This is a genomic window from Haemophilus parainfluenzae (genome assembly GCF_014931415.1).
Taxonomy (GTDB): Bacteria; Pseudomonadota; Gammaproteobacteria; order Enterobacterales; family Pasteurellaceae; genus Haemophilus_D; species Haemophilus_D parainfluenzae_AF.
The window spans coordinates 1,794,126-1,821,067 of the sequence record NZ_CP063121.1 but is presented as its reverse complement, the minus strand read 5'-3'; the positions used below and the strand labels follow the sequence as shown (position 1 = coordinate 1,821,067).

The 26,942-nt window shown below is 38.5% G+C and carries 23 protein-coding genes; 14 read left to right on the top strand and 9 right to left on the bottom strand.

Annotation, left to right across the window (positions count from 1 at the left end; translation table 11 throughout):
* Positions 1-22: 22 nt before the first annotated feature.
* Complete coding sequence (locus tag INP93_RS08855; protein ID WP_005695749.1) at positions 23-871, top strand: DUF808 domain-containing protein; 849 nt, start codon at positions 23-25, stop codon at positions 869-871.
* A 66-nt stretch (positions 872-937) separates the two neighbouring features.
* Here INP93_RS08855 and proA read toward each other — a convergent pair whose 3' ends face one another.
* Positions 938-2,191, bottom strand: coding sequence for a glutamate-5-semialdehyde dehydrogenase (gene proA / locus INP93_RS08850; RefSeq protein ID WP_197544703.1), 1,254 nt, complete (start codon positions 2,189-2,191; stop codon positions 938-940).
* 207 nt (positions 2,192-2,398) lie between these two features.
* On the opposite strand from proA, the gene INP93_RS08845 reads away from it, so the two are divergent.
* Positions 2,399-2,779 carry a CDI toxin immunity protein gene (locus INP93_RS08845; protein ID WP_197544702.1) on the top strand — a complete coding sequence of 127 codons (381 nt, stop codon included), beginning with the start codon at positions 2,399-2,401 and terminating at the stop codon, positions 2,777-2,779.
* A gap of 156 nt (positions 2,780-2,935) precedes the next feature.
* Here the strand turns inward: INP93_RS08845 and INP93_RS08840 are convergent, their stop codons facing one another.
* Positions 2,936-3,598, bottom strand: a complete 663-nt coding sequence (locus tag INP93_RS08840) for a trimeric intracellular cation channel family protein (RefSeq protein WP_070713693.1) — start codon at positions 3,596-3,598, stop codon at positions 2,936-2,938.
* Between the two features lie 133 nt (positions 3,599-3,731).
* Here INP93_RS08840 and INP93_RS08835 point away from each other — a divergent pair, with 133 nt between their 5' ends.
* Positions 3,732-4,532, top strand: coding sequence for an HI_1241 family integral membrane domain (locus INP93_RS08835; RefSeq protein ID WP_197544701.1), 801 nt, complete (start codon positions 3,732-3,734; stop codon positions 4,530-4,532).
* Positions 4,532-5,410 (top strand): DMT family transporter, encoded by an 879-nt coding sequence (locus INP93_RS08830; protein ID WP_115912486.1) that lies wholly within the window; start codon positions 4,532-4,534, stop codon positions 5,408-5,410. Before INP93_RS08835 ends, INP93_RS08830 begins: the two co-directional genes overlap by 1 nt.
* 51 nt (positions 5,411-5,461) lie before the next feature.
* Here INP93_RS08830 and INP93_RS08825 read toward each other — a convergent pair whose 3' ends face one another.
* Positions 5,462-5,680 carry an HP1242/YdcH family protein gene (locus tag INP93_RS08825; RefSeq protein ID WP_005695756.1) on the bottom strand — a complete coding sequence of 73 codons (219 nt, stop codon included), beginning with the start codon at positions 5,678-5,680 and terminating at the stop codon, positions 5,462-5,464.
* A 238-nt stretch (positions 5,681-5,918) separates the two neighbouring features.
* Here INP93_RS08825 and serS point away from each other — a divergent pair, with 238 nt between their 5' ends.
* Both serS and tehA read left to right on the top strand, forming a co-directional pair.
* Positions 5,919-7,208: a serine--tRNA ligase gene (gene serS, locus INP93_RS08820; protein WP_197544700.1), complete on the top strand. Its 1,290-nt coding sequence runs from the start codon at positions 5,919-5,921 to the stop codon at positions 7,206-7,208.
* Positions 7,209-7,365: 157 nt separating this feature from the next.
* Positions 7,366-8,310, top strand: a complete 945-nt coding sequence (gene tehA, locus INP93_RS08815) for a dicarboxylate transporter/tellurite-resistance protein TehA (RefSeq protein WP_197544699.1) — start codon at positions 7,366-7,368, stop codon at positions 8,308-8,310.
* 78 nt (positions 8,311-8,388) lie between these two features.
* On the opposite strand, the gene INP93_RS08810 is transcribed toward tehA, so the two are convergent.
* Positions 8,389-9,102: a UTRA domain-containing protein gene (locus INP93_RS08810; protein ID WP_197544698.1), complete on the bottom strand. Its 714-nt coding sequence runs from the start codon at positions 9,100-9,102 to the stop codon at positions 8,389-8,391.
* 195 nt (positions 9,103-9,297) lie between these two features.
* On the opposite strand from INP93_RS08810, the gene malQ reads away from it, so the two are divergent.
* From malQ to INP93_RS08790, 4 genes are read left to right on the top strand one after another with little or no spacing between them, the layout of a single operon-like run.
* Complete coding sequence (gene malQ / locus INP93_RS08805; protein WP_197544697.1) at positions 9,298-10,803, top strand: 4-alpha-glucanotransferase; 1,506 nt, start codon at positions 9,298-9,300, stop codon at positions 10,801-10,803.
* Positions 10,803-13,070: a glycogen/starch/alpha-glucan family phosphorylase gene (glgP, locus tag INP93_RS08800; RefSeq protein ID WP_197544696.1), complete on the top strand. Its 2,268-nt coding sequence runs from the start codon at positions 10,803-10,805 to the stop codon at positions 13,068-13,070. The genes malQ and glgP overlap by 1 nt, the downstream gene beginning before the upstream one ends.
* A gap of 9 nt (positions 13,071-13,079) precedes the next feature.
* Positions 13,080-13,871, top strand: coding sequence for an endonuclease/exonuclease/phosphatase family protein (locus INP93_RS08795; RefSeq protein WP_197544695.1), 792 nt, complete (start codon positions 13,080-13,082; stop codon positions 13,869-13,871).
* Positions 13,872-13,881: 10 nt separating this feature from the next.
* Complete coding sequence (locus INP93_RS08790) at positions 13,882-15,546, top strand: PTS transporter subunit IIBC (RefSeq protein WP_197544694.1); 1,665 nt, start codon at positions 13,882-13,884, stop codon at positions 15,544-15,546.
* 201 nt (positions 15,547-15,747) lie between these two features.
* Here the strand turns inward: INP93_RS08790 and rnb are convergent, their stop codons facing one another.
* The 4 genes from rnb to INP93_RS08770 all read right to left on the bottom strand — a co-directional run bounded on the left by rnb (position 15,748) and on the right by INP93_RS08770 (position 20,603).
* Positions 15,748-17,727, bottom strand: coding sequence for an exoribonuclease II (rnb, locus tag INP93_RS08785; RefSeq protein ID WP_197544693.1), 1,980 nt, complete (start codon positions 17,725-17,727; stop codon positions 15,748-15,750).
* Positions 17,728-17,793: 66 nt separating this feature from the next.
* The gene (locus INP93_RS08780) at positions 17,794-18,582 is read right to left on the bottom strand and encodes an SDR family oxidoreductase (protein ID WP_197544692.1); all 789 of its coding nucleotides are present in this window, start codon (positions 18,580-18,582) and stop codon (positions 17,794-17,796) included.
* An 85-nt stretch (positions 18,583-18,667) separates the two neighbouring features.
* The gene (locus INP93_RS08775; protein ID WP_197545337.1) at positions 18,668-19,423 is read right to left on the bottom strand and encodes a Nif3-like dinuclear metal center hexameric protein; all 756 of its coding nucleotides are present in this window, start codon (positions 19,421-19,423) and stop codon (positions 18,668-18,670) included.
* A 244-nt stretch (positions 19,424-19,667) separates the two neighbouring features.
* A complete protein-coding gene (locus tag INP93_RS08770) occupies positions 19,668-20,603 on the bottom strand; it encodes a Kdo(2)-lipid IV(A) acyltransferase (protein WP_197544691.1) in 936 nt (311 codons plus the stop codon).
* 97 nt (positions 20,604-20,700) lie between these two features.
* Between INP93_RS08770 and hldE the strand changes: the two genes are divergently transcribed.
* Positions 20,701-22,131 (top strand): bifunctional D-glycero-beta-D-manno-heptose-7-phosphate kinase/D-glycero-beta-D-manno-heptose 1-phosphate adenylyltransferase HldE, encoded by a 1,431-nt coding sequence (gene hldE, locus INP93_RS08765; RefSeq protein WP_197544690.1) that lies wholly within the window; start codon positions 20,701-20,703, stop codon positions 22,129-22,131.
* Positions 22,132-22,261: 130 nt separating this feature from the next.
* Positions 22,262-22,531: a 30S ribosomal protein S15 gene (gene rpsO, locus INP93_RS08760; protein WP_005628925.1), complete on the top strand. Its 270-nt coding sequence runs from the start codon at positions 22,262-22,264 to the stop codon at positions 22,529-22,531.
* Positions 22,532-22,644: 113 nt separating this feature from the next.
* Here rpsO and prlC read toward each other — a convergent pair whose 3' ends face one another.
* Positions 22,645-24,684, bottom strand: coding sequence for an oligopeptidase A (gene prlC / locus INP93_RS08755; RefSeq protein ID WP_197544689.1), 2,040 nt, complete (start codon positions 24,682-24,684; stop codon positions 22,645-22,647).
* Positions 24,685-24,914: 230 nt separating this feature from the next.
* On the opposite strand from prlC, the gene INP93_RS08750 reads away from it, so the two are divergent.
* The gene (locus tag INP93_RS08750) at positions 24,915-25,277 is read left to right on the top strand and encodes a YbaN family protein (RefSeq protein WP_049370318.1); all 363 of its coding nucleotides are present in this window, start codon (positions 24,915-24,917) and stop codon (positions 25,275-25,277) included.
* Entirely contained in the window at positions 25,270-26,832 is a 1,563-nt protein-coding gene (locus tag INP93_RS08745; RefSeq protein ID WP_197544688.1) for a peptide ABC transporter substrate-binding protein, read from the top strand. The genes INP93_RS08750 and INP93_RS08745 overlap by 8 nt, the downstream gene beginning before the upstream one ends.
* Positions 26,833-26,942 lie beyond the last annotated feature (110 nt).

Here is a 26,942-nt window from a genome sequence, read left to right as displayed (position 1 = left end):
TTAACTTTATAAAGGAAAGAATATGGCGTTTAGCTCTCTTTTTACTCTTATTGATGACATTGCATCGATTCTTGATGATGTCGCCTTGATGACCAAAATAGCAGCCAAGAAAACCGTTGGTGTAGTAGGTGATGACTTAGCCTTAAATGCTAATCAGGTAACAGGGGCATCTTCCGATCGTGAATTACCCATTGTTTGGGCTGTCACCAAAGGATCCTTAGTCAATAAAGTCATTTTAATTCCAATTGCTTTACTGCTTTCTGCATTTTTACCTTGGTTGATCGTGCCACTTTTGATGATAGGTGGGGCATATTTGTGTTTTGAAGGGGTAGAGAAAATTCTACATAAATTTATTGCTCATGAAGAGCACGAAGAAAAAACAACCTTTAATGAAGCCGCTAAAATTAAAGGGGCAATTCGTACGGATTTTATTCTTTCTGCTGAAATTATTATTATTGCATTGGGCGAATTAACCGAAGCGAGCTTGCTCACTCGCATCATTTCTCTTTCAATAGTGGGTATCGGAATTACTATTTTTGTTTATGGCTTGGTCGCATTGATTGTTAGAGCGGATGATTTCGGTTTATACCTTATCAAAAAAGGTGGTGTGGCGAAGTCAATCGGAAATGCAATTTTAGTGATTATGCCTAAATTCATGCGTTCACTTAGCTTTATTGGTACGCTTGCGATGTTCTTAGTCGGTGGCGGTATTTTTGTACATAATGTGGATTTCATTCATCATTTGCTCGCTGATTATCAATTAGCAGATGGGTTATTAGGTAATGTGGCAACGTTAGTCGTGGGTGTGATCGTAGGCGCGATTGCTTGTGCGATTGTATTACCCGCGATGAAATTATTCGGTAAACACTAAAAACGAGATAAAAAATAACCGCACTTTGATTGTTTCAAGGTGCGGTTTTTTTATGGATGGAACAGATTATTTGCGAGAAGTGTAATCGCCAACACAAACCCATTTATAGCTGGTTAAGGCTTCTAATCCCATTGGGCCTCGAGCATGAAGTTTTTGAGTACTTACCGCCACTTCTGCACCTAAACCAAATTGTCCGCCATCGGTAAATCGAGTACTTGCATTAACATATACGGCTGCCGCATCCACTTGATTGATAAATTGTGTTGCTAGTCGTTGATTTTCCGTCAAGATACTTTCTGAATGTTGTGTGCCATATTCACGAATGTGAGCAATTGCCGCATCCATATCTTCAACCACCACGACATTGAGATCGAGTGAGCCCCATTCTTGGCGTAATGCTTGTTCAGTCACTTCTTGCACATTGACATTTGCAGCTTGAAGAATAGAAAGTGCGGTCGATTTTGCATGGAATTTTACTTTTTTCTCGGCTAAATATTTCGCGAGTTTGGGTAGGAAGGTTTCTGCAATCGAGCGTTGAACTAAAAGCGTTTCCAACGTATTACATGTGCTTGGACGTTGGCATTTTGCATTAGCAATCACCGCGAGGGCTTTTTCTTGGTCCGCACTTTCTTCCACAAAAAGATGACAAACGCCCACACCACCGACAATCACTGGAATGGTTGAATGTTGTTTACAAAGTTCATGTAAACCAGCTCCGCCACGAGGAATAATCATATCTACATAGCGATCCAATTTAAGTAGTTGCATTACAAGCTCACGATTCGGATCGGTAATGGCTTGGACTGCATGGCGTGGTAATCCTGCTTGTTCAAGGGCATTTTGTACCACTTCTACTAAAATTTGGTTGGAATGTTGTGTTTCCTTTCCGCCACGTAAAATCACGGCATTACCGGTTTTTAAGCAAAGGCTTGCTACATCAATGGTGACATTGGGACGTGCTTCGTAAATGGTACCAATTACGCCAAGCGGTGTACGAACGCGTTCAATTTTTAATCCGCTATCTAAGGTGCCCCCATCAATAATTTTTCCCACTGGATCTGCGAGCGAAATCACATGGCGTACATCATTCGCAATGCCTTTTAGGCGATCTTCGGTTAATAAGAGGCGGTCAATTAAGGCTTCAGATAAGCCGTTTTGTTTCGCGATTTCAATATCTTTTTGGTTTGCGGCAAGAATACGATCCGCTTGTTGTTCTAATTGATCCGCAATAATACTGAGTGCATGATTTTTTTCAGTGGTGTTTAACTGCGCTAAAATAAAGGCTGCATCTTTGGCCTGTTTGCCCATTTGTTCTAACATATCGAATCCCTTGTTATTGCAACAAAAATATGGTGTAGCTTATCGTAAAAATGCGTAAGGTGAAATGATTAAAATTAAGGATTTTGTGAATTATGAGTAATGATTTATCATCTAGTCAGTTTATATCCCGTGAGTAGGGTGCGATTTGAGAATTTATAAACCCTACTTAAGTCTTAATATTTCTTAAACAATAAAATAAAGGTTTGTATGACATTATTTGAAGAGTGTGTAGAAGCTCTTTCAGACGATTTTAGCCTCTTATCAGAAGAAAAAGAGAAAGAGGTTCTAAATATTTTTTATAAATATCCATTTGAGTATGGAAATATAGATAAATTAAAGGAAGGTGTTGTTACTTTAAAATTTGATAAATTGATTAAATTGGTTGAAGAAAAACTTAAATCTTCAGAAGTTTATGTTTTAGCCGATATAAATGGAGCACCTATCTTTAAAACTAATTTATTCTTAGCTTTAGAAAAAATAGATGATATATCTGCATTATCAACAAAAGTGTTTTTGCTTGGGGATGGTTATTTGGCTCAAATAGTGCCCAAAACACCTCCATTAGATATTGTAGCCTTGAATTCTTAGTAGTTCGTGAGTCTGGGGTTTTAGCATTGTGCAATCAAAGTGTTAGAACATAAAATATGTTTGGTTTTTAAGAAATTTTGAAATGCTTTTATCTTATGACCCATCATACTATCTCTTTAATTAGAGAAATCTAAATTTACATCTTATCCATTATTTCTATTTCGTTTTCTTCGGTAATTTATCATTTGTTTCCTCATCTTGCTCTTGGAAATCGAAAACGGGTAATCCCCAACCAAATCGAACTGCAAGTAAGCGTAATGCAAAACCACTGAATAACGTGAGTAAAATTGAAAGCGTGTGTTCTACTTGAAGGTGTTGTAATGCCATATACATAGCGGCAGAGAAGAATGACACGCTGGCGTAAAGTTCTTTTTGGAATACAAGGGGAATGCGGTTACAGAGTAAATCACGCAACACACCACCAAATGCACCTGTCACGGTTGCAGCAATGGATGTCACAGTAAAACCATAACCCATATCAATGGCAATCTGCGCACCGATAATGGAATACACGATTAATCCTAAGGCATCTAATACCAAGAAAATTGTGCGGAAGTAGCGCATGAAATGTTTGATGAAAGGTGCGATAAAAACCGTTAATACCGCTGCACCAGCCACCATAATGAAATATTCAGGATGTTTAACCCAGCCAAGCGGGTAGTGTCCAAGTAATACATCGCGTACCGAACCGCCACCAATCGCCGTCACACAGGCAATAATAATTACCCCAAAAATATCCATTTTTTCTCGTCCAGCGGCTAATGCACCGGTAATTCCTTCGGCAGTTATTCCAATAATGTAAAGTACGCTTAATAGCATTTTTTTGTGGTTCCTAAAGTGCGGTTATAATTTTGCTTATTTTAAAAGGGAATGAGTCAAAATGCACGAAAGCCATTAAAAAAAGCTGTAAATTTTGGCATAATGACGCCTTCTTTTTCTAATCGAGAATCTTATGTCAGAAGAACAATCCAAACCCTTAGCCGCATTTCTTGCTCTCTTGCCAATTGGGTTGCTATTAATTATTGAATTTTTTGCAGAGTCTTTGCAATCTGCTGAAAAACTGATTCCTCATTTAGCCTTTGGTGTGCTGATTGCTCAGCTACTTTGTTTGGTAGCCTTTATTAAAGGTGAAATTTGTCCAGGACAACGCGGACGTTTAATCAAAGCAAATGTCTGTTTTGTACTTTATTGGTTAGTTTGGCTTGGAATGAGCTTAGCCTCACCACATCATTACGTGATGACTGATATTGTTAGCTTATGCGGATTATCTGCCGTATATGCAGTATGGAAACAACCTAAAGATGAATCAGCTCGCCATGGTTTTCTCTTAATGGCATCGTTGGTGAGTGGATTGGGTGTAATTGCCTATTTGATGATTTTCTTCGGCAATCCAACACCAAATTTCGTGCAATATAATCCATTGGCGCAAGCGGTGATGGGGGTATTATTGGCGAATTTATGCTTGTCTGTTTCTCGTAATCGTCTGCAAGGTTTCATTGCGTTACTGCCATTATTGATGATTTTACTGCTTGCACTGAATGCGTTGGCAGTACTGCTCTTTATTGTTTATCAAGGTGTAAGTGCGGTCAGTTTTGATGGTGTTTTTGCATATGGCATTTATTTCCTACTTCACTTAGTGATGGCTGGCATTCTGCTTTTACATAGTGTGAATAAATGGAAACTCAGTTATAACAGCTTACTCATTTTGTTCTTTATGGCGGCGAGTTTGGCTGTCTGGGCAATGTTTATTTAATGGATAAAATAAAATCTTACGCTGCCCCGATGTTAGTCTTGGGCTGTGTGTTATTCGGTTTAGGAAGCCTGATTGTTAAGTTTGTTCCAGTGGGTGGTTATGCCATTGCATTTTGGCGTTTACTTATTGCCTCTTTTATTTTCTGGTTCTTAATGAAATTAAAAAGACAGCGTTTCCCGAAAAGCCGTAAAGCGATGATGTATGCCGCATTAGCCGGCATCTTTTTAGCTTTTGATTTATCTTTTTGGCATGAAAGTGTATATGCGGTAGGGCCGGGTATTTCAACGTTGCTGAATAGTTTGCAGATTTTCTTTTTGGCCGCAATTGGCTATCTCTTCTTTGGTGAACGCCAAACGAAATTACAAATGTTAAGCCTTTTTCTAGCGGTTGCGGGTGTTGTCTTAATCTCAGGGGAAGAGCTACAGCATAATTTTGACGGTATGTACGGCATTATCATTGGGCTCATTTCGGCAGGCATGCTTGCCGCTTCAATGATTATGATTAAAAAAGTGCACGAAGAAGAACCTACTGCTTTATTTTCGTTAATGTTTATTTTGAGTTTAAGTGGTGCGCTTGTCTTAATTGTTCCTTCGTTGATTTTTAATTCTGATAATCTTTATCCAACCACCTTCACCGATTGGGGATTGGTGTTCATTTATGGTGCTGTGATGCAATGTGTCGCTTGGGGCATGATTGCTTATACCATTCCTTATTTATCGTTAGGTTTAACCGGTTTGTTGCTTCTTTCCGAACCGGTGGTGGCGCTTGTGATTGATTATTTTGGCTTGGATAAGCCCATCAATCATTGGCAATGGGCGGGGGCAGTGCTGACATTAGTCGCGATTTATCTGGGCTCTCAAAAGAATAAAACCACTTAAAACAAAAAAGTGCGGTAAATTTCACCGCACTTTGTCTTCACATTAAACCAATTACTCAGCTGCTTTCTTTTTCAAGTATTGATAGAGCTCGTCTTTAATCCGTAATTTTTCTTTTTTCAAGTTCTCAATTTCCGTATGAGTAGCGAGTTCTATGTTATCAATCTTATTTTTGATCTCTTGGTCTAACACATTGTGTTTTTCAAACAAGCGATCAAAATAAGCATCTTTGTTTTTGAGATTAGTAATTAAATCGCGAAATTCAGGAAACATAGGTTACTCCTCTTGGTTAACGTTCATTTTCATTATAGAACTTTTTTTTGCTGTTTCTAGTGCCTCATTCTCAGAATTTGACAGAGATCACAAAATTAAATTATGGCAAAGTGCGGTTATAAAATTGGATGTTTTTGAAGAGATTAATAAAAGAAAAATCAGGGTTTTAACTGGTTTATTTGCTCAAAGCACGCTAGAATAAAGGCATCTGTTTCATAATGAAAAATAGGGAATTCCAATGATCGATCCAAATTTACTCCGTAATAATCTGGCTGAAGTAGCAGAAAAATTAAAAGTAAAACGTAACTTTATTCTTGATACGGAAAAACTTACCGCATTAGAAGAACAACGCAAAGATTTACAAGTAAAAACTGAAACATTACAAGCAGAGCGTAACGCACGTTCCAAAGCTATTGGTGCGGCAAAAGCACGTGGTGAAGATATTGCACCATTATTGGCTGAAGTAGATAACATGGGCGAACAGCTTAACGAAGCGAAGTCCCAACTTGATGCGGTGTTAGCCGAAATCAATCAAATCGCATTAAGCATTCCAAACCTTCCAGCAGATGAAGTGCCATTAGGTAAAGATGATACTGAAAATAAAGAAATTTTACGTTGGGGTACACCGCGTACCTTTGATTTTGAGATCAAAGATCACGTGTCATTAGGTGAAGATGCCAATGGCTTAGATTTTGCAGCAGGAGCTAAATTAGCAGGTGCGCGCTTTGCGGTCATGAAAGGTCAAATTGCTAAAATGCACCGTGCGTTAGCGCAATTCATGTTAGATCTTCATACCGAACAACATGGTTATTTAGAAACTTACGTACCTTATTTAGTTAACCATGCTACCCTTTATGGTACAGGTCAATTACCAAAATTCGGTGAAGATTTATTCCATACTTTAGCGTTAGAAGGTGAGCAACCTTACGCATTAATTCCAACAGCGGAAGTGCCAGTGACTAACCTTGTACGTGATGTGATTATTGATGAAGCAGAATTGCCAATCAAAATGACAGCACATACACCATGTTTCCGTTCTGAAGCGGGATCATATGGTCGAGATACCCGTGGTTTAATTCGTATGCACCAATTCGATAAAGTAGAAATGGTACAAATCGTCGATCCAGATAAATCAATGGAAGCACTTGAAGAATTAACCGGCCATGCAGAAAAAGTATTACAGCTTTTAAATCTACCATATCGTAAAGTCTTACTTTGTACCGGAGATATGGGCTTTGGTTCTTGCAAAACTTACGACTTAGAAGTGTGGGTGCCTGCACAAAATACTTATCGTGAGATTTCTTCTTGCTCAAATATGTGGGATTTCCAAGCCCGTCGTATGCAAGCACGTTGTAAAGCGAAAGGGGATAAGAAAACTCGCTTAGTACACACATTAAATGGTTCTGGTTTAGCAGTTGGTCGTACATTAGTGGCCATGCTTGAGAACTACCAAAATGCAGACGGCTCAATTACGGTGCCAGAAGTATTACGTCCTTACATGGGCGGATTAGAAGTGATCTGCAAATAATCCAAAATATATAAATTCAATTTAGGGCTAATGTTTATTAGCCCTTTCTTTCATTTAGAGAAATGAGATTTTTATTCTAGTCTTTGAGATAAATCCACATCAATATTCATGCATTTAGAGGTAATCTTATAAGGTATCAATTTTTAGGAGAATAATAATGACTGATAAACGACTATTTCCATTACCAACAGGCTATTTTGCGATTCCATTAGGTTTAAGCGCTTTATCTTTAGCCTGGTTGCATATGGGCGATACGCTCTCTTTTTCTCTAAATGTGAGTGATATTATTGGCATAACGTCTGTTTCAGTATGGGCACTTTTCGTCTTGCTCTATATTTATAAAATGATTTATTTCTCTCAAGAAGTACAAGATGAATATTGTTGTCCGATACGTTTTTCTTTTCTTGCATTAATACCGATTACAACGATGTTAAGCGGGGATGTTCTGTATCGCTGGTTTCCTCTTATTGGTGAGGGATTAATTTGGATCGGGACAATTGGGCAATTATTGTTTGCTTCAGTGCGAATTAGTGCGTTATGGAAAGATGGCACATTTGAGGAAAAATCGACACTGCCACCTTTTTATTTGCCCTCTGTGGCGACTAACTTTACAAGTGCCTCATCATTAGCCTTGTTAGGCTATCAAGATTTAGGCTATTTGTTCTTAGGTGCAGGGATGATTGCTTGGATTATTTATGAACCGGTGTTATTCCAACGTTTACGCGTGTTGCAGATTGAACCCCAATTTCGTCCAACAATGGGGATCATTCTTGCCCCAGCATTTGTGGGCTCGTCGGCTTACTTATCGCTTAATGGGGGAGAGATCGATCTTTTCGTTAAGCTCTTATGGGGATACGGTTTTTTACAAATGTTCTTTTTAATTCGCCTGTTTCCTTGGATTAGTGAAAAAGGACTGAATATTGGGTTCTGGGCTTTTTCATTCGGATTAGCTTCTTTAGCGAATGGGGCGGTTTCTTTTGTTCATCATAACGTACTGAGCGGATTGGCAAACGGTGCATTTATCTTTGCTAACGTGATGATGAGCGGTTTGGTGCTGATGACATTAGGAAAAATTTTCAAAGGACAATTTTGGTTAAAATAGCTTAAATAAAAAGTGCGGTTAAAAATGACCGCACTTTTTTTATGAATTTTTTAAATAACAACCTATCATTTACAAAAACTAGACATGTCGTTTTGCTGTTGATGTAAATGCAATTTTATCTGGTCGATAGCTAATACTCCCATATTGAAACGGTCGACCATCAGCCAAATAAGTGGTACTCGTCACATTCACAACCATGTCATACTCACCAAGATCAATTGCCTTTTTTTCTTCTTCGTTTGCATAGCGAAAGACAATTTTTCGTTGTGAGTGACTAATTTTTAATTTTAATTCGTTTTCCAAATAGTGATAAATAGAATGTTCTGCGATTTCTCGGCTAATAAACGGCACGATGCGGCGATCAAAATAAGAAACCTCATATTCAACTGCCTCTCCATCAATTTCACGCAGACGAGCAATGCGATAGAAATCGATCTGATCATTGACGTTAAAGATATCCATCAATTCTTCTTCACCTTGCACAATATACAAGCTGGTTAATGTGGTTTTCACTTTGTGTGTTGAGGCACTATTTAATTCGCTGACGGTTTTAATTTCAGAAAGCATCTGTGGTTTAGATAAGTCATGCTCTAAAACAATCGAATTTCGGCCTTGTTGCTTTTGAATGTAGCCATCAATTTCAAGTAAAGAAAGCGCTTTTCGAATAGTATCTTTAGAAAAGCCATAGTTTTGCATGAGTTCATTTTCACTCGGGAGTTCTTGCAATGGTGCTAAATTACCATTGTTAATTTGGGTCTTTATCTCATTATAGACCTGCTTGTATTTGCTCATTTTTAATCCTTTTATCGACCATTTGTTCCGTAGGTGTCGCCATAGCATATCATAAAATCATAAATGTTATACGTATAAAATGTGATATTAGTCACTATTTTACGAAAATGTTTTAAACTTTTACGTATAAGTTGTTGCATAAAAATACGGTTAGGTTAGAATGAGCCAAAATGATAACTTCCTAGAGGAAATATTATGCTTACTCGTTCAAGTGGTGTTCTTATGCACATTACCTCGCTACCAAATGCATTCGGGATTGGTAGCTTTGGGCAATCGGCTTATGATTTTGTCGATTTTTTAGTTGAAACTAAACAAACTTATTGGCAAATTCTTCCACTTACTACCACCAGTTATGGTGATTCACCTTATCAATCTTTCTCTGCAATTGCAGGTAATACTCACCTTATTGATTTTGATTTACTAACCCAAATGGGCTTACTGAAAGAATCTGATTATGCTTCAGTCAATTTTGGTGATGATCCAACTAGCGTGGATTATGAACGTATCTTTTACGCACGCCGTCCGATTTTAGAAACAGCCGTAAAAAATTTTTTAGCGAATCAATCACTCCAAGCTGATTTCAATCACTTCGAGAAAAACAATCGATTATGGTTGGACGATTTTGCTGAGTTTATGGCAATTAAAGAGCATTTTGGTAATCAAGCATTACAAAAATGGGATGATAAAAAAGCTGTGGCTCGAGATCCAAGTGCATTGGAAAAATATCGCACCATGTTAGCGGAGCAAATTCAGTACTTTAAAGTGACGCAATATTTCTTCTTCAAACAATGGACTGAATTAAAAAATTACGCAAATCAAAAAGGCATTCAGATCATCGGTGATATGCCGATTTACGTGGCTGCAGATAGCGTAGAGGTTTGGACAAAACCAGAACTCTTCCAATTAGATGAAGAACGCAATCCGCTTTTTGTCGCGGGGGTCCCAGCCGATCAATTCAGTGCAACAGGACAACTTTGGGGCAATCCGCTTTACGCTTGGGAAGAACATAAAAAACAAGGCTACGCTTGGTGGATTCACCGCATTGAAGAAAGCTTCAAAATTTATGATGTACTACGTATCGACCATTTCAAAGGTTTCTCTGATTATTGGCAAGTAGACGGAAAAGCAGAGGTTGCTAAAGATGGTAGCTGGCAGCCAGGCCCAGGTTATGACTTATTTAAAGCCGTTAAAGAGCAATTGGGCGATTTACCGATTATTGCCGAAGATTTAGGTAATATTGATGACAAAGCCAGAAAATTGCTTACAGACTGTAACTATCCTGGCATGAAGATTCTGCAATTTGGCTTTGAAGATGTTAGCGGAGAAAGCTTAGATAGCCCGCATTATTGCATCCCGCATTCCATTGTTTATACCGGCACACATGATAACGATGTGACCAATGGTTGGTATAACAGCCTGACTGAACAACAGCAGCAATATATCAATGATTATACGCATCGCCATGAGGATGAATCGATTTGTCAAGCGATGATTCGTCAGCTTTTTGCAACCGTTAGCAATACCGCGATTGCAACAATGCAAGATGTTTTAGATTTGCCAGCCAGTTCAAGAATGAACGTGCCTTCAACAATTGGTGGAAACTGGCAATGGAGAATGCAGCAATCAGATTTAACGCAAGATAAAAAAGACTTTTTAGAAAAGATGACCACGTTATATCAACGTGCGAATCAGGAAAAATAATGATGAAATTTAGTACCTTTGTAAAAAACGAAACCAATAAATCGCTTGAACAATTAAGCGATAAAGAAACTTATATTCAATTATTAAATTACGTAAAAACACTCTCAGCAGATAAACCTAAAAATACAGGTAAACGTAAGGTTTACTATATCTCAGCTGAGTTTTTAATTGGTAAATTACTTTCTAATAACCTGATTAACCTTGGTGTCTATCAAGACATCAAAACAGAATTAGAAAGTGCGGGTAAATCATTAAGTCATATTGAAGATATTGAACCAGAACCGTCTTTAGGAAATGGTGGGTTAGGTCGTTTGGCTTCTTGTTTTATTGATTCAATGTCTACACTTGGCTTAAATGCTGAAGGGGTAGGTTTAAATTATCATTATGGTTTGTTCAAACAAGTCTTTAAAAAGAATGAACAACATGCGGAGCCTAATGATTGGATTGAGGATAACTCTTGGTTAATTCCAACAGATATTAGCTATGAAGTACCATTTAAGAAATTTATATTAACCTCTAAATTAGATCGTATTGATATTTTAGGTTATAAGAAAGATACGAAGAACTATCTCAATTTGTTTGATATTCAATCAGTGAATCCTAAACTGATTAAAAAAGGTATCGAGTTTGATAAAACTGCGATTGAAGAAAATCTGACTTTATTCCTTTACCCAGATGATTCAGATAAAAATGGGGAATTATTACGTATTTATCAACAATACTTCATGGTATCAAATGCGGCACAATTATTAATTGATGAAGCGATTGCGCGTGGTAGTAACTTACATGATTTAGCCGATTATGCGTATGTACAGATCAATGATACACACCCTTCAATGGTGATTCCTGAATTAATTCGCTTATTAACCGAAAAACATAAAATTAAGTTTGCTGAAGCGGTTGAAATCGTACGTAATATGGTGGGCTATACCAACCATACCATTTTGTCTGAAGCATTAGAAAAATGGCCGCTAGATTATTTAGATGAAGTGGTGCCACATTTAGTGGTGATCATTAAGAAATTAGATAAATTAGTGCGTGCAGAATATAAAGATCCAGCAGTACAAATTATTGATAAACAAAAACGAGTGCATATGGCACATATGGATATTCACTTTTCAAATTCTGTGAATGGTGTGGCGGCGTTACATACGGAGATTTTGAAAAATTCAGAACTTAAAGCGTTCTATGCGTTGTATCCTGAAAAATTCAATAATAAGACAAACGGCATTACTTTCCGTCGTTGGTTAGAGTTTTCTAACCAACCATTAGCGGCTTATATTAAAGAATTGATTGGCGATGAATATTTGCATGATGCAACGAAATTAGAGAAATTGTTAGCCTTTAAAGATGCTAAAAAGGTTCATCAACAATTAGCGAAAATTAAGTTTGAAAACAAATTGGCATTAAAAGCGTACCTTAAAGAAAATAAAGGTATTGAGCTAGATGAAAATTCTATCATTGATACGCAAATTAAGCGTTTCCATGAATACAAACGCCAGCAAATGAATGCGCTTTATGTGATTCATAAATACTTAGAAATTAAAGCAGGTAAATTACCAAAACGTAAGATTACCGTGATTTTCGGCGGAAAAGCTGCACCTGCTTATATTATTGCACAGGATATTATTCACTTAATTCTTTGTTTATCTGAGTTAATCAATAATGATCCTGAAGTGAACAAGTATTTAAACGTTCATTTAGTGGAAAACTATAATGTGAGTGTGGCGGAAAAACTCATTCCAGCAACTGATATTTCAGAACAAATTTCACTTGCCTCTAAAGAAGCTTCCGGTACAGGGAATATGAAATTTATGCTTAATGGTGCATTAACCTTAGGCACAATGGATGGGGCTAATGTTGAAATTGCAGAATTAGCCGGTGCTGAAAATATCTATACATTCGGTAAAGATTCAGAAAGCATTATTAAACTTTATGAAACAGCAGGCTATGTTTCAAAAGCGTATTATGAAAACGACAAAGATATTAAAAGAGCGGTTGATTTTATTCTGAATCCTGCCGTGGTGAAATTAGGCAATAAAACACGTTTAGAACGTCTTTATAACGAATTATTGAATAAAGACTGGTTTATGACGTTAATTGACTTTAATGCTTATGTTGAAGCGAAAGAACAAATCTTAGCCGATTATGAAGATCAGGATAGTTGGAATGAGAAAGTCGTTCACAATATCGCCAAAGCGGGCTTCTTTTCATCTGACCGCACGATCGCTCAATATAATGAAGACATTTGGCATTGTGAGGGCTAAGGGGAAGCAATGAAACTACTTACCCTGAATGTACACGCTTGGTTAGAAGCTAACCAAGCGGAAAAAATAGAGATTCTTGCTGAAACTATTGTGGAAAAGGGTTATGACATCATTGCCTTACAAGAGGTTAATCAATTGATGTCGTCTCCTGCTATTTCGCCAACGTTAAAGCAAGATAACTATGGTGTCCTTCTGTTAAATAAAATCAATCAACGCGTTGCACAGAAATACTCGCTTTTTTGGAGCAATTCGCATATTGGTTACGATAAATATGATGAGGGCATTGCGTTTTTAACGCGCTTGCCTGTTTATGATGTCGATACGTTTTATTGTAGCCAACATCAACGTCTTGACTCGATTCTTTCACGTAAAATCATTGGGCTGACGGTGGAATATCAAGGCCAGTTAATTGAATGTTATTCTTGTCATATCAATTTGCCAAATTGTGATGGGGAAAACCAACTGGATAATATTCGCTATATTGTGGATCGGAGCAAAAGTGCGAATCTTAAAATCCTGATGGGTGATTTCAATACCGATGCAATAAGCGATCAGCAAGCTTACCAGCAAATTAAATCCTTAGGTTTATTTGATACCTTTGAAATGGCAGAGCAGAAGGATAGCGGCATCACCGTAGAGAAAGCGATTGACGGCTGGAAAGGTCATAGTCAAGAAAAGCGATTAGATTATATTTTTTTAAACCAAGCAAAAAGGGTTTTATCCAGTCAGGTTATTTTTAATGGCAAAAATAAACCGATTGTTTCCGACCATTTTGGCGTAGAAGTAGCTCTCATCTTGTAGGAGAATCAATATGAAAAAAATGCTCAGTTTTGAATTTTGGCAAAAATTCGGTAAGTGCCTAATGGTTGTGATTGCCGTGATGCCAGCCGCGGGTTTAATGGTGAGTATTGGTAACTCACTGCCTTTGATTAGCGATGCGGAATGGCTAGCGCTTGTCGGAAACATTATCGCCCAAATTGGTTGGGGGATTATTGGTAACCTCCATCTATTATTTGCTTTAGCGATTGGTGGTAGCTGGGCAAATGAGCGTGCAGGCGGTGCATTTGCAGCTGGCCTTGCTTTCATTTTAATTAACTTAATTACCGGTAACTTTTTCGGTGTAAAGCTTGAAATGCTAGCCGATCCAAATGCTCACGTAAGTACCATATTGGCCGGTGAAATTCCTGTGGCGAATTACTTTGTGAATGTGCTTGGGCAACCTGCGTTAAATATGGGCGTGTTCGTTGGTATTATCGCGGGTTTTGTGGGGGCAACAACCTTCAATCGTTACTACAATTTCCGTAAATTACCTGAAGTATTAACGTTCTTTAATGGTAAACGTTTTGTTCCTTTCGTTGTCATTTATCGTTCCGTATTAGTGGCGATCTTCCTATCATTATTCTGGCCTTTAGTTCAAACAGGAATTAATCATTTCGGTCAATGGATTGCTAACTCACAAAGTTCAGCGCCAATTTTAGCACCATTTATTTATGGTACTTTAGAGCGTCTATTACTTCCATTTGGTTTACACCATATGTTGACTATCCCAATGAATTACACTTCATTAGGTGGTACTTATGAATTCTTAACTGGTGCGCAACAAGGTAAACAAGTATTTGGTCAAGACCCACTATGGCTTGCATGGATTTCTGACTTAATTAACCTTAAAGATGCGGGTAACGTAACCCAATATAACGAGTTGCTTTCAACCGTGACACCAGCTCGATTCAAAGTAGGGCAAATGATTGGTTCAAGCGGTATCTTAATGGGCTTGACGCTTGCTATGTATATCAACGTAGATGAAGACAAGAAAAAATTCTATAAAGGTATTTTCCTTTCATCAGCACTTGCGGTGTTCTTAACAGGGGTAACAGAGCCAATCGAATACATGTTTATGTTTGTCGCATTACCGCTTTATATTGTTTATGCTTTAGTACAAGGTTGTGCTTTCGCCATGGCAGATATTGTGGACTTACGTGTGCATTCATTCGGTAACATTGAGTTCTTAACGCGTACACCAATGGCGATTAAAGCAGGCATTGGTATGGATGTGATCAACTTTATCTGGGTATCGATCTTATTTGCTGTTGCTATGTTCTTTATCGCGAACTTTATGATTAAGAAATTTAATCTTGCCACAGCAGGCCGTAATGGTAACTATGATGCGAAAGGTTCAGATGAAGCTTCTAGCGATGAGCCAAAAGTGGCGAATGCTAGCGCACAAGTTATTCAAATCATCAACTTGCTTGGCGGACGTAATAATATCGCGGATGTTGATGCTTGTATGACACGTTTACGTATCACTGTACATAATCCAGATTTAGTGGGTGATGAAGCAAGCTGGAAACAAGCGGGTGCAATGGGCTTTATTGTGAAAGGATCTGGTATCCAAGCGATTTATGGGCCAAAAGCAGATGTCTTAAAATCAGATATTCAAGATGTGCTTTCATCTGGTGTTGATATTCCTAAAATGTAATTCAACCTAAATGCTAATTTTATCCCCGCTCTTCAAGGCGGGGATATCATATACCTCTCCTAGATATTGAATATCTTCAATATATCTCCAAAATTCCTTTATTTGATACCATCTATAAAATATTGTCACAACTTCGGTGCTAGAAAAAATACCGCCCATTGTGTAACGAGCGGTATTTCTAGAGTTAGAAGGGAAGTATCATTAAATGATTAACTGACCGATAATACTGCGAGTTTCTTCTCGAACCTCGATAAGTTTCACTTTCACTAAATCGCCGATTTTGTAACGGCGTTCCCCTTGAATATACAGTGCCAATTCATCAGCATTCACTTGCATTTCGTCTTTATTTGGATGCAATGTGGAAGCTGGTACGAACATGGATGCGCCATTTTCCAATAATTGAACACGTAAACCGCCACGCATCACATCTTGCACTTCTGCATCAAATTCAGCATTTTCTGCGACTTTATCAGCAAGATAGCGACAATATAACCAGTCTGCAATATCACGTTCAACCAAGCGATTTTGACGACGGGCTTCTTGTAAGCGAGCAAGGACTTCATCTTGTGGTTTTTCACAAGCTTGTTGTGTGAGCACAGCTTTAATTAAACGATGGTTCACCATATCGGAATATTTACGGATAGGCGATGTCCAAGTTGCATAACCTTCTAATCCAAGCCCAAAATGTGGAGCAAGTTCCGATTTAAATTCTGCAAAGGTTAAATAACGACGTAAACGGAATTCTAAATAGTCACCTTCAATCGGTTCAATATCATGACGCATTTGGCAATAACCCTTTAAGGTTGCCAGATTTTCTACCGAATAACGCTCAGCAAGCTCGGCTTGATTTTCTTTATTAGCTAAATTTGCCATTAAGAAATTATGCGCGTTTTCTAAGAATTTCTTATCAAACCCAGAGTGTGTATTAAAAATACCAGTTTGTGCTTGTTCAGCTAAAAATTGTGCAGCACAGATATTGGCAATAATCATGGATTCTTCCACGATTTGATTGGCAATACGACGATATTCCGCTTTAATTTCTTTCACTTTGCCATTTTCAGCGAGAATAAAGGAGTAATCCGGTTTCTCTTTAAATAAAAGAGAATGCGTTTTACGCCATTGAATACGTGCTTTGGTAAATTGATGTAGCCAATCAATTTGCTGTGCAATTTCTGGTGTTTCCGGTTGCCATGCATCAGGCACTTGCTCTAAATAATCTGAGATCTTGTTATAGACTAATTTCGCTTTAGATTGCACATAAGCAGAGACAAAATGCGGTTTAGCTGTAATGTTACCGGCAAGATCCGTTTCAATATAACACACTAATGCAGGGCGAGTTTCATTTGCCATTAATGAACATAATTCATCAGATAATTCACGAGGCAACATTGGGATATTAAAGCCAGGCAAATAATTGGTAAAACAACGCTGTTTCGCATCTTTTTCAATTTGTGAATCTAATGCAATGTAAGCTGTTGGATCCGCAATGGCAACGACTAATCGCCAGCCAGTTTGTGTACCATTTTGCTCGACAGGTTCAATGTAAAGAGCATCATCCATATCTTGCGTGCTTTCAGAGTCAATCGTGACAAAATGAAGTGCGATCAGATCTTCGCGTGTTTGTTGATCTAACATTTCATAACTTTTTGCACCTTGCACAGGATGACGAGATTGCTCATGACGTGCCAATGTGACCCACCAAGGGGCTAATTCATCGTCAGCACGGCAGATAAATTGATTGATAGTCGCATAGAAAAAACGATCATCACGTAATGGGTGCGTTTTCAAATTTGCTACGACCCAGTCGCCTTCTTGTAATTCTTCTTTGACGGATTTAGCTTGTTGCGCGCCAATGGGTTGGTTGATACTTGGGTGATCAACCAAAACTTGCAATTTCTTGTCTTTATTGAACCGCACTTTGGCAATAAAGCGCGTGAGCATTGGCTCAATTAATTCTTCTGGTTCAGCTTGCTCTTTATCGCCTTGCTTTTCAATGGTGGCTTTGATTTTGTCACCGTGCATGACTTTTTTCATTGTCGGTGGGGCAATAAAGTAGCTTTTTTTATCGCACTCTAAAAAACCATAAGCTTTATCAGTACTTTTTACCACGCCTTCAACGTGTTCTTTGCTGTCGTGGATTTGTTGCTTAAGTTGTGCGAGTAATGGATTATCTTGGAACATAGTTATATTTAAAAAAAGAGAAAAGGCAGACTGAAAAGCCTGCCTAAAAATAGATTGTACGAAAAATTATTCTTCGCCTAATTCGCCCATTGCGGTGATCCTGAAACCTGCATCTACGTGAACGATTTCACCAGTGATACCCGATGCTAAATCAGAGCATAAGAATGCTGCTGAGTTACCCACATCTTCGATAGTAACAGTGCGGCGTAACGCTGCGGTTTTCTCAAATGCAGAAAGCATTTTCTTGAAGTTTTTAATACCTGATGCTGCTAAGGTACGGATAGGACCAGCAGAGATCGCATTCACACGAATACCTTCTTTACCTAAATCAGCCGCCATTACGCGAGTTGCCGCTTCAAGAGACGCTTTCGCTAAACACATGACGTTGTAGTTAGGAATCGCGCGCTCTGCACCTAAGTAAGAAAGGGTTAATAATGCTGCATTTGGATTTAAGTAAGGACGTGCTGCTTGTGCCATAGCAACGAAGCTGAATGCACTGATATCGTGAGCGATACGGTAGCCTTCACGAGTTGCTGCGTTTACGTAATCACCATCTAATTGGTCGCCTGGTGCGAATGCGATAGCGTGTACGAAACCATCAAATTTTTCCCAACGTTTGCTTAATTCTGCAAAGCAATTTTGGATGCTTTCATCGGTCGCTACGTCTAAAGGAAGGACGATGTCAGAACCAAATTCTTTTGCAAATTCTTCTACGCGTGGTTGTAATTTATCGTTTAAATAAGTGAAAGCAAGTTCAGCACCTTGTTCTTTCATTGCTTTTGCGATCCCGTAAGCGATAGAACGGTTGCTTGCAAGACCTGTTACTAAAATACGTTTACCAGTTAAGAAACCCATATTTTCTCCTATGTTTGAGTTAAAAAAATCGACGAGATTATACTTGTTTTGTGTGCTTTCGGCAATCAATCACACTTTGTACCAGTTAGGCTGGATTATCAATATCTTTAAATTCTACATCCAAGCCATATTCAGCCGCTAGCCATTCACCTAATGCCTTAATGCCGTAGCGTTCTGTTGCATGGTGACCAGCCGCAAAGAAATGAATACCTTGCTCACGAGCTGAGTGAATTGTTTGCTCCGAAACCTCACCGGTAATGAAGGCATCACAACCTTGTGCTGCCGCTAAATCAATATAGCCTTGTCCGCCACCAGTGCAAATGCCAATTTTACGGATTAAGTGCGGTCCGTTTTCTGTGCAAATTAAGGGTTTACGGTGAAGCACTTGTTCAATATGTTGTGCGAATTCTTCAGCGGTAACAGGATCTTTTAACGTTCCCCAAACAGGAATGCTAGTTGAGCTATTTTCTAAAGGTTGAAGATCGCTAATCCCTAATAACTGAGCAAGTTTTGCGTTGTTACCTAATTCTGGGTGGACATCCAAAGGCAAGTGGTAGCCGTATAAATTGATATCATTCACAAGCAACGTTTTGATGCGTTTGCCTTTCATGCCGCGAATACATGGATTTTCACTTTTCCAAAAATAGCCGTGGTGGACAAGCACCGCATCAGCTTGTTGTGCAACGGCATAATCAATCAAAGCTTGGCTTGCGGTGACACCCGTGATGATCTTTTTGATCTCTGCTTTGCCTTCTACTTGCAAACCGTTAGGGGCGTAATCATTTATTCTGTCTGTGCTAAGTTTTTCGTTTAGTAAACGTTCAAGTTCTAGATTGTTCATCATTTTTGAGAGAAAAGAAAAAGGTGAGATATGGTAAGAGATTTCAAAAAAAATGGCTAGTGCAAAAGGAGTGGGGGGGAATGCACTAGCCAGTAGAGTGTTTGTAATAAAACAAGTTTACTATCTAAAACGAGATTCATTATATATTCAATTATATAAAGATCAAGAAAAAAATAAGGAAAAATTTCCCTATTTTTCGATATGTCGTTTTTGTGTTCGAAAATAGATGAAAAATCAACCGCACTTATGAATACAAACTTGGTTCATCCTCAGTTGGACGCGTTTTAAATCGGCGGTGTAGCCACATGTATTGTTCCACATCTTTTAAGATTTCTTTTTCCACGACTTTATTCATTCTTGCAGCGATTGCTGTTTCATCTGAAAGATCAGAAAAATCTACTGGTGGAGAAATACTGACCGTATAGCCTGAGCCGTTTTTATTACGCAATGGAGCAAAAGGGACGACTTTACAATTTGGTGCAGATTTAAGCAGATAATAACTACCCGTTGTGGTAGCCGCTTCTTTTACAGCAAAAAAAGGCACAAATACGGCATTTTTTCGTCCGTAATCATGATCAGGCGCATACCAAATAGTTTCACCTTTGCGTAAGGCTTTGAGCATACCACGCAGATCTTTTCGGTTCAGCATATCTTTGTTTGAACGTAAACGACCTTTAATTTGCAACCAATCCAGTACTGGATTGTCATTTGGACGATAAACGCCTACGCCAGGATGATGTAATCCCACAATACGCGCGCCTAATTCAAGCGTAAGAAAATGGACACCAACAAAGATAATGCCGTCTTGGGCATTTTCTTTTAAATAATTTAATCCTTCAATTTTTGACCATTTTTTAATGCGCGCATCAGACCAAAACCATGCCATGCCGGTTTCAATAATTGCCATTCCAACAGCACGTAAGTTTTCTTGCAAAATGGCTTCACGTTCTTGAACGGGCATTTCAGGGAAGCAGAGCTCAAGATTTCGACGGGCAATCGCCGCACGACGTTTTCCCACTTTTAATTTTGAGAAAAGCCAGCCTAAGCCATTGCCGATATGACGTAGAATTGGATAGGGAAGTAACAAAAGGCTTCGCCAAATCGCCACACCAAGCCAAAATCCCCAGTATTTAGGGGCTAGAAAGTACGGTTGAAATTGAGGGAGTTTTTCGTTTTTCATAATTCTTTTCTGGTTAGTTCGGCGTGTAGTTTATCGCAAATTTGAGTTGTGGTAAAATTGCGCCAAATTTTTATTATTCCAACAGAGAGATTTCAAAATGGCTCAATATTCTGCCAATTTTAATCAAGCAAAAGTATTAGTGTTAGGCGATGTCATGCTTGACCGTTACTGGTTTGGTGCAACTAATCGTATTTCACCGGAAGCACCGGTTCCTGTGGTTAGAGTACAAGATAATGAAGAGCGTGCAGGTGGTGCAGCAAACGTGGCGATGAATATTGCTTCTCTTAATGTCCCTGTGCAAATTTTAGGTTTAATTGGTCAAGATGAAACAGGCACAGCCTTAACCAATTTATTACAACATCAAAAAATTGATTGTAATTTTGTGGCATTGGATACTCACCCAACTATTACGAAATTACGCATTTTGTCTCGTCACCAACAATTACTTCGTTTGGATTTTGAAGAAGATTTCCAAAATGTGGAATGTCATGAGTTGCTTGCGAAATTAGAAGCCGAAGTGAAAAACTTTGGTGCGTTAGTGCTTTCTGATTACGGTAAAGGCACGTTAAAAGATGTGCAAAAGATGATCCAAATCGCACGCAAAGCGAACGTACCCGTGTTGATCGATCCAAAAGGTACAGATTTTGAACGTTATCGTGGTGCGACTTTACTGACACCAAATATGTCAGAGTTTGAAGCGGTGGTAGGTAAATGCAGTTCTGAAGAAGAAATCATTGAGAAAGGTTTAAAATTAATTTCAGACATTGAATTGACCGCACTTTTAGTGACGCGCTCTGAAAAAGGCATGACATTACTTCGTCCAAATCAAGAACCGTTTCATCTACCAACTGTTGCAAAAGAAGTATTCGATGTAACGGGGGCGGGCGATACCGTAATCAGTGTATTAGCAACTTCACTTGCAGATGGTCGTTCTTTTGAAGAATCTTGCTATTTAGCTAATGTGGCGGCAGGTATTGTGGTCGGTAAATTGGGTACATCAACCGTTTCTACGGTGGAATTAGAGAATGCAATCCATGGCCGTTCTGAAACAGGCTTTGGTATTATGTCAGAAAGCCAATTAAAAATTGCGGTAGCTCATGCTAAAGCGCGCGGTGAGAAAATTGTAATGACAAACGGTTGTTTTGACATTCTTCACCCTGGCCATGTGTCTTATTTAGAAAATGCTCGCAAACTTGGCGATCGTTTAATTGTTGCCGTGAATACGGATGATTCAGTCAAACGCTTAAAAGGTGAAAGTCGTCCAATTAACAATCTGAATGCACGTATGGCAGTATTGGCAGGCTTAGCCTCTGTGGATTGGGTGGTTTCTTTTGATGAAGATACACCACAACGTTTAATCGGCGATATTTTACCGGATTTATTGGTGAAAGGCGGCGATTACAAACCAGAAGAGATTGCTGGCAGTAAAGAAGTGTGGGCGAACGGCGGCGATGTTCGCGTATTGAATTTCGAAAATGGCTGTTCAACTACGAACGTAATTGAGAAAATTAAAGCGCTGAAAGATTAATTTATTAAGGAATGAGTAGAATAAAGCTTGCCTTTATCCTGCTCAATCGTTAAAATTCAGGCTCCTTGTCATCGCTGAGTTAGAGATCGGCGAATGATGTATTAATAACACTACCTTTTAGGAGTAAAAAATGTCTCTAAGTACTGAAAAAAAAGCAGCAATCGTTGCTGAATTTGGTCGCGATGCGAAAGATACTGGTTCTTCTGAAGTTCAAATCGCATTATTAACTGCACAAATCAACCACTTACAAGCTCACTTTGCTGAGCACAAAAAAGACCACCATGGTCGTCGTGGTTTATTACGTATGGTTTCTCGTCGTCGTAAACTTTTAGACTACTTAAAACGTACTGATCTTGCTTTATACCAAAGCACTATCGCTCGTTTAGGTTTACGTCGCTAATTTTTATTACGATAGTAAAAATAAAAGCCTTCGGATTACCGAGGGCTTTTTTATTTTCTGCATATTGGAAGATAAAAAAACGGTCAAAAATTTGACCGCTCTTTTTTTAGTTATTAGTTCGCAATGCCTTTATGACGAAGTAATGCGTCTAATTGAGGTTCACGTCCACGGAAGCGTTTGAATAAGACCATTGGTTCTTCAGAGCCACCGCGAGTGAGAATTTCATCCAAGAAAGATTTACCGGTAACTGGATTGAAAATTCCTTCTTCTTCAAAGCGAGAGAATGCATCTGCAGATAACACTTCAGCCCATAAGTAGCTGTAATAACCGGCTGCGTAACCGCCAGCAAAGATATGGCTAAAGCTATGTGGTGTTCTTGCCCATTCAACGCCTTTAATTACGGCAACTTTATCTTTCACTGCTTTTAAGGTATCAAGTACTTGATTAGCTTTGCCTGGTTCAAAAGTATGATGAAGGGTAAAATCAAACAAGCCAAATTCAAGCTGACGTAACACAAACATCGCTGCTTGGTAGTTTTTCGCTTTGAGAAGTTGATTTAATTTTTCTTCTGGTAACGGTTCGTGCGTTTCAAAGTGACCAGAGATAAAATCAAGGGCTTCTTTTTCCCAACACCAGTTTTCCATAAATTGACTTGGAAGTTCTACTGCATCCCAAGGAACACCATTGATACCCGCAACATCAGGCACATCAACTTTGGTGAGCATATGGTGAATGCCGTGACCAAACTCATGGAAGAGAGTCGTGACTTCATCATGGGTGAATAGTGCAGGTTTATCACCAATAGGTGCATTGAAGTTACAGGTTAAATAGGCAACAGGTTTTTGACTTGAACCGTCGGCATTGCGTTTTCTGCCGATACAATCATCCATCCATGCGCCGCCACGTTTATTTTCGCGCGCATAAAGATCGAGATAGAAACTGCCGCGTACTTCTCCCGTTTCATCAATTAAATCAAAGAAACGCACATTTTTATGCCAAGTATCTACGCCAAAACGTTCAACTGCACGAATATTAAAAATACGTTTAATTAATTCAAATAAGCCCGAAATAACGCGATCTTCAGGGAAATAAGGACGAAGTTCTTCATCATTGATCGCATATAAATGTTGTTTTTGTTTTTCAGAATAGAAACTGATATCCCAAGGGGCAAGTTCCGTTACGCCAAATTCTTTTTCACAATAAGCTTTAAGTTCCGCTAATTCTTTCTCACCTTGCGCTTTTGAACGATCTGCAAGGTTATTTAAGAAATCTAACACTTGTTGTGGATTTTCTGCCATTTTGGTCGCAAGTGAGCGTTCAGTATAGGTATTGAAACCTAGCAGTTTCGCTAGTTCCACGCGTAACGTCATGATTTCTTCAATGATCGCTGTGTTATCCCATTTACCTGCGTTTGGACCTTGATCAGAAGCGCGAGTTGCATAAGCACGATACATTTCTTCGCGTAGTGCTGCATTTTCGCAATAGGTCATGATTGGCAAATAACTTGGGATTTCTAGCGTAAAGCGATAGCCTTTTAAGCCTTTGCTTTCAGCAGATTGTTTTGCTGCAAGTAATGCCGATTCAGGAAGACCTGCTAATTCACTTTCATCTTCAATGACTTTTTCCCAGCCCATGGTGGCATCGAGTACATTATTGCTAAATTGTGCGCTTAATTCAGATAAGCGAGCAACAATCTCACCATAACGTTTTTGTTTTTCTTCAGATAAACCGATACCTGAAAGCTCAAAATCACGTAGTGCATTTTCAATGGCTTTCTTTTGCGCCACTGAATAAGTGGCAAATTCAGGGCTATTTTTTAAGGATAAATAGGCATTGTATAACCCTTCGTGTTGGCCTACCCAAGTGCTGTATTCAGAGAGTAGTGGTAAGCAGGCTTGGTACGCATCACGTAATTCAGGGCTGTTTTTAACTGAATTTAAATGGGAGATGGGAGACCAAGCACGGCTTAGGTGTTCGCCTGCTTCAGAAAGGGGTTCAATAAAGTTTTCCCAAGTAAAGTGCGGTTGTTTTAGAACTTGTTCAATGGCTTGACGATTTTCTTCGATGAGTTTTTGGATTGCCGGTTGAATATGTTCTGGTTTGATTTGAGAAAACGGAGGTAAGCCTTCAATATGAAGTAATGGATTAGACATAAATATTCCTTTTGGTAACTGTTTCTTTAGTAAATTGCGACAAATTCTATAATATCAAGGTTGAAAAATCTAAAAAATCAGTAATAATTGCGTATCACTTTTATTTAGGGTTTATGATGAACGGCGCTTCCTTTTTTTCTATTATCATTTTTTCTGGCATCATTGCTCTTACGATTGTTATAGGTGTTGTTTCACTTAAGTTTTTCCCAAAAACTTCTTTAACCAAGGCTATGTATGTTGTTCTTGGATTCATTTCTTTAATATTAGGTGTTATTGGTATTTTTTTACCTATTCTTCCGACAACACCTTTTTTACTGCTTACACTTTATTCTTTTGCGAAAGGTTCTTCTCGTTTAGAACAATGGTTTTTAGGGACGAAGCTTTATCAAAAGCACCTAAAATCCTTTAATGAACGTCGTGCATTAACAAAAAAAGCAAAAATTTCTATTCTAACCTTTTCAACTACGATGCTTTTAATTGGCTTTTACTTTACTCCAAGTGTAGTGGGGCGAACGATCATTGCCATTTTAATTGCGGTAAAATATTGGTTCTTTTTCTTTTGGATTAAAACAGAAGACGTTGAAAATGGATAATTCTTTCTTTACTTGGCTTAAAAGTGCGGTCATTTTCGGTATCGTTTTTGGATTGAGTGGTTGTGATAAATTAAACAGTCCTAAATCTACAAACGCGGCAGCAGAAGAGCAACCAACACAAAGTCAGTCTATCGAACAAGAAAATACATCAAAACCGAGTAGGACTTTACTGACTCGGGCGTTTACTCATTCTCCTTCTTTTGAGCCTTGGTTTGTGCGTTATCCTGAACAAGAAAACTTATTGCGCGATTTATATGAAGGCTTAACGGCTTATGATCAGGAAGGACGAATCGTGCCTGGTATCGCAGAAAGTTGGCAAACAAAAGATAACAAAACTTGGATCTTTACCTTGCGTGAAGGGCTTCGTTGGTCAAACGGTGAACCTTTAGTTGCTCAGGATGTCATGCTTTCTTGGCAAGCATTGTCTCAATCAAATAGTCCATTAAGATCTTATTTGGCTTATCTTAATCTAAAAAATGCGAAAGGCGTTTTAGAAAAAAATAAACCTTTTAAGAGCTTAGGCATTTATGCAGAAAATGACCGCACTTTACGTATTGAGCTTGATAAACCAACACCGTATTTGCCGGAAATGTTGGCGCATATTAGCCTTGTGCCACAATATAGTGATCCTGATTCCCCTGTGACTAATGGGGCTTATATGATCGAAAGTGAAAGTGTGAGAAGCATACACTTAGCGAAAAACCCCTATTATTGGCAGAAAAATAATGTCGCTTTTGAACGCGTAGCCTATTTGCCTTTTGTTGCACCTAAATTGGCTGAATTTGATGTGGTGGTTGATATGCCGGAAGTACACTCAGATCTTCAGCATTTTCCGCAGCTTTGTGGATATTTTTATGAATTTAATCTGAAAGATCCTAAAGTTGCTAAGGCCGATGTGCGTAAGGCGATTGCGTCGTTGGTCTCTGTCACTAATATTGTGAATAATGAGATTCCAGCAGCAATTCCGAGTTCGTATTTTTTACCGAAAGCCATGTTAAATGGACAAGACTCAAGATGGGAGCCCGTTGTTGCCGAGCAATTATTGGCTCAAAATAAAATTGATGAAAGACATCCATTGCATTTAAATATGCTTTATGATGATGCGCCATTGCATGTGAATATCGCGCAGCGCTTAGTGGGGCAATTGACTCAATCAGATATGTTGCGCGTGGATGCTCAACCAGTCAATTGGCAAACATTACAAATGAAACGCCAAAAAGGTGATTTTCAAGTCATTCGTTCTGGCTGGTGTGCAGATTTCAATCATCCGATGGCATTCTTGGGGTTGTTCTATTCTAAAAGTCCTGATAATAAAAATGGCTATGCCAATGCAGAATACGATCAACTTTTTGAGCAAGCATTGCAAAGCTTAAATGAAAAAGAGCGGTCAGAAATTTACTTAAAATTAAGTGAGAAGATCCAACAGGAAAACCTTGCTTTACCGCTTTTCCAATACACCACGCCAGTTTATCTTTCTCCAACTATTATGGGGGCGAAGAAAAATCCAGTGGGCGTTATTTACAGTAAGGATCTATGGCGAAAAGTTGAAAGCTAAAACTGATTAAGAAAGTTGTTCATGATGTGGTGAACAACTTTTTTTATTAAATTAAATAAAAGTGTAGAGTAACACTATTTACTTTTTATTTTTATACGATACAATACACA

What these genes read in the sequence shown, in the direction of transcription:
- INP93_RS08855 (WP_005695749.1), top strand. Translation starts at nt 23, where the DNA reads ATGGCGTTTAGCTCTCTTTTTACTCTTATTGATGACATTGCATCGATT.
- proA (WP_197544703.1), bottom strand. Translation starts at nt 2,191, where the DNA reads ATGTTAGAACAAATGGGCAAACAGGCCAAAGATGCAGCCTTTATTTTA.
- INP93_RS08845 (WP_197544702.1), top strand. Translation starts at nt 2,399, where the DNA reads ATGACATTATTTGAAGAGTGTGTAGAAGCTCTTTCAGACGATTTTAGC.
- INP93_RS08840 (WP_070713693.1), bottom strand. Translation starts at nt 3,598, where the DNA reads ATGCTATTAAGCGTACTTTACATTATTGGAATAACTGCCGAAGGAATT.
- INP93_RS08835 (WP_197544701.1), top strand. Translation starts at nt 3,732, where the DNA reads ATGTCAGAAGAACAATCCAAACCCTTAGCCGCATTTCTTGCTCTCTTG.
- INP93_RS08830 (WP_115912486.1), top strand. Translation starts at nt 4,532, where the DNA reads ATGGATAAAATAAAATCTTACGCTGCCCCGATGTTAGTCTTGGGCTGT.
- INP93_RS08825 (WP_005695756.1), bottom strand. Translation starts at nt 5,680, where the DNA reads ATGTTTCCTGAATTTCGCGATTTAATTACTAATCTCAAAAACAAAGAT.
- serS (WP_197544700.1), top strand. Translation starts at nt 5,919, where the DNA reads ATGATCGATCCAAATTTACTCCGTAATAATCTGGCTGAAGTAGCAGAA.
- tehA (WP_197544699.1), top strand. Translation starts at nt 7,366, where the DNA reads ATGACTGATAAACGACTATTTCCATTACCAACAGGCTATTTTGCGATT.
- INP93_RS08810 (WP_197544698.1), bottom strand. Translation starts at nt 9,102, where the DNA reads ATGAGCAAATACAAGCAGGTCTATAATGAGATAAAGACCCAAATTAAC.
- malQ (WP_197544697.1), top strand. Translation starts at nt 9,298, where the DNA reads ATGCTTACTCGTTCAAGTGGTGTTCTTATGCACATTACCTCGCTACCA.
- glgP (WP_197544696.1), top strand. Translation starts at nt 10,803, where the DNA reads ATGATGAAATTTAGTACCTTTGTAAAAAACGAAACCAATAAATCGCTT.
- INP93_RS08795 (WP_197544695.1), top strand. Translation starts at nt 13,080, where the DNA reads ATGAAACTACTTACCCTGAATGTACACGCTTGGTTAGAAGCTAACCAA.
- INP93_RS08790 (WP_197544694.1), top strand. Translation starts at nt 13,882, where the DNA reads ATGAAAAAAATGCTCAGTTTTGAATTTTGGCAAAAATTCGGTAAGTGC.
- rnb (WP_197544693.1), bottom strand. Translation starts at nt 17,727, where the DNA reads ATGTTCCAAGATAATCCATTACTCGCACAACTTAAGCAACAAATCCAC.
- INP93_RS08780 (WP_197544692.1), bottom strand. Translation starts at nt 18,582, where the DNA reads ATGGGTTTCTTAACTGGTAAACGTATTTTAGTAACAGGTCTTGCAAGC.
- INP93_RS08775 (WP_197545337.1), bottom strand. Translation starts at nt 19,423, where the DNA reads ATGAACAATCTAGAACTTGAACGTTTACTAAACGAAAAACTTAGCACA.
- INP93_RS08770 (WP_197544691.1), bottom strand. Translation starts at nt 20,603, where the DNA reads ATGAAAAACGAAAAACTCCCTCAATTTCAACCGTACTTTCTAGCCCCT.
- hldE (WP_197544690.1), top strand. Translation starts at nt 20,701, where the DNA reads ATGGCTCAATATTCTGCCAATTTTAATCAAGCAAAAGTATTAGTGTTA.
- rpsO (WP_005628925.1), top strand. Translation starts at nt 22,262, where the DNA reads ATGTCTCTAAGTACTGAAAAAAAAGCAGCAATCGTTGCTGAATTTGGT.
- prlC (WP_197544689.1), bottom strand. Translation starts at nt 24,684, where the DNA reads ATGTCTAATCCATTACTTCATATTGAAGGCTTACCTCCGTTTTCTCAA.
- INP93_RS08750 (WP_049370318.1), top strand. Translation starts at nt 24,915, where the DNA reads ATGTATGTTGTTCTTGGATTCATTTCTTTAATATTAGGTGTTATTGGT.
- INP93_RS08745 (WP_197544688.1), top strand. Translation starts at nt 25,270, where the DNA reads ATGGATAATTCTTTCTTTACTTGGCTTAAAAGTGCGGTCATTTTCGGT.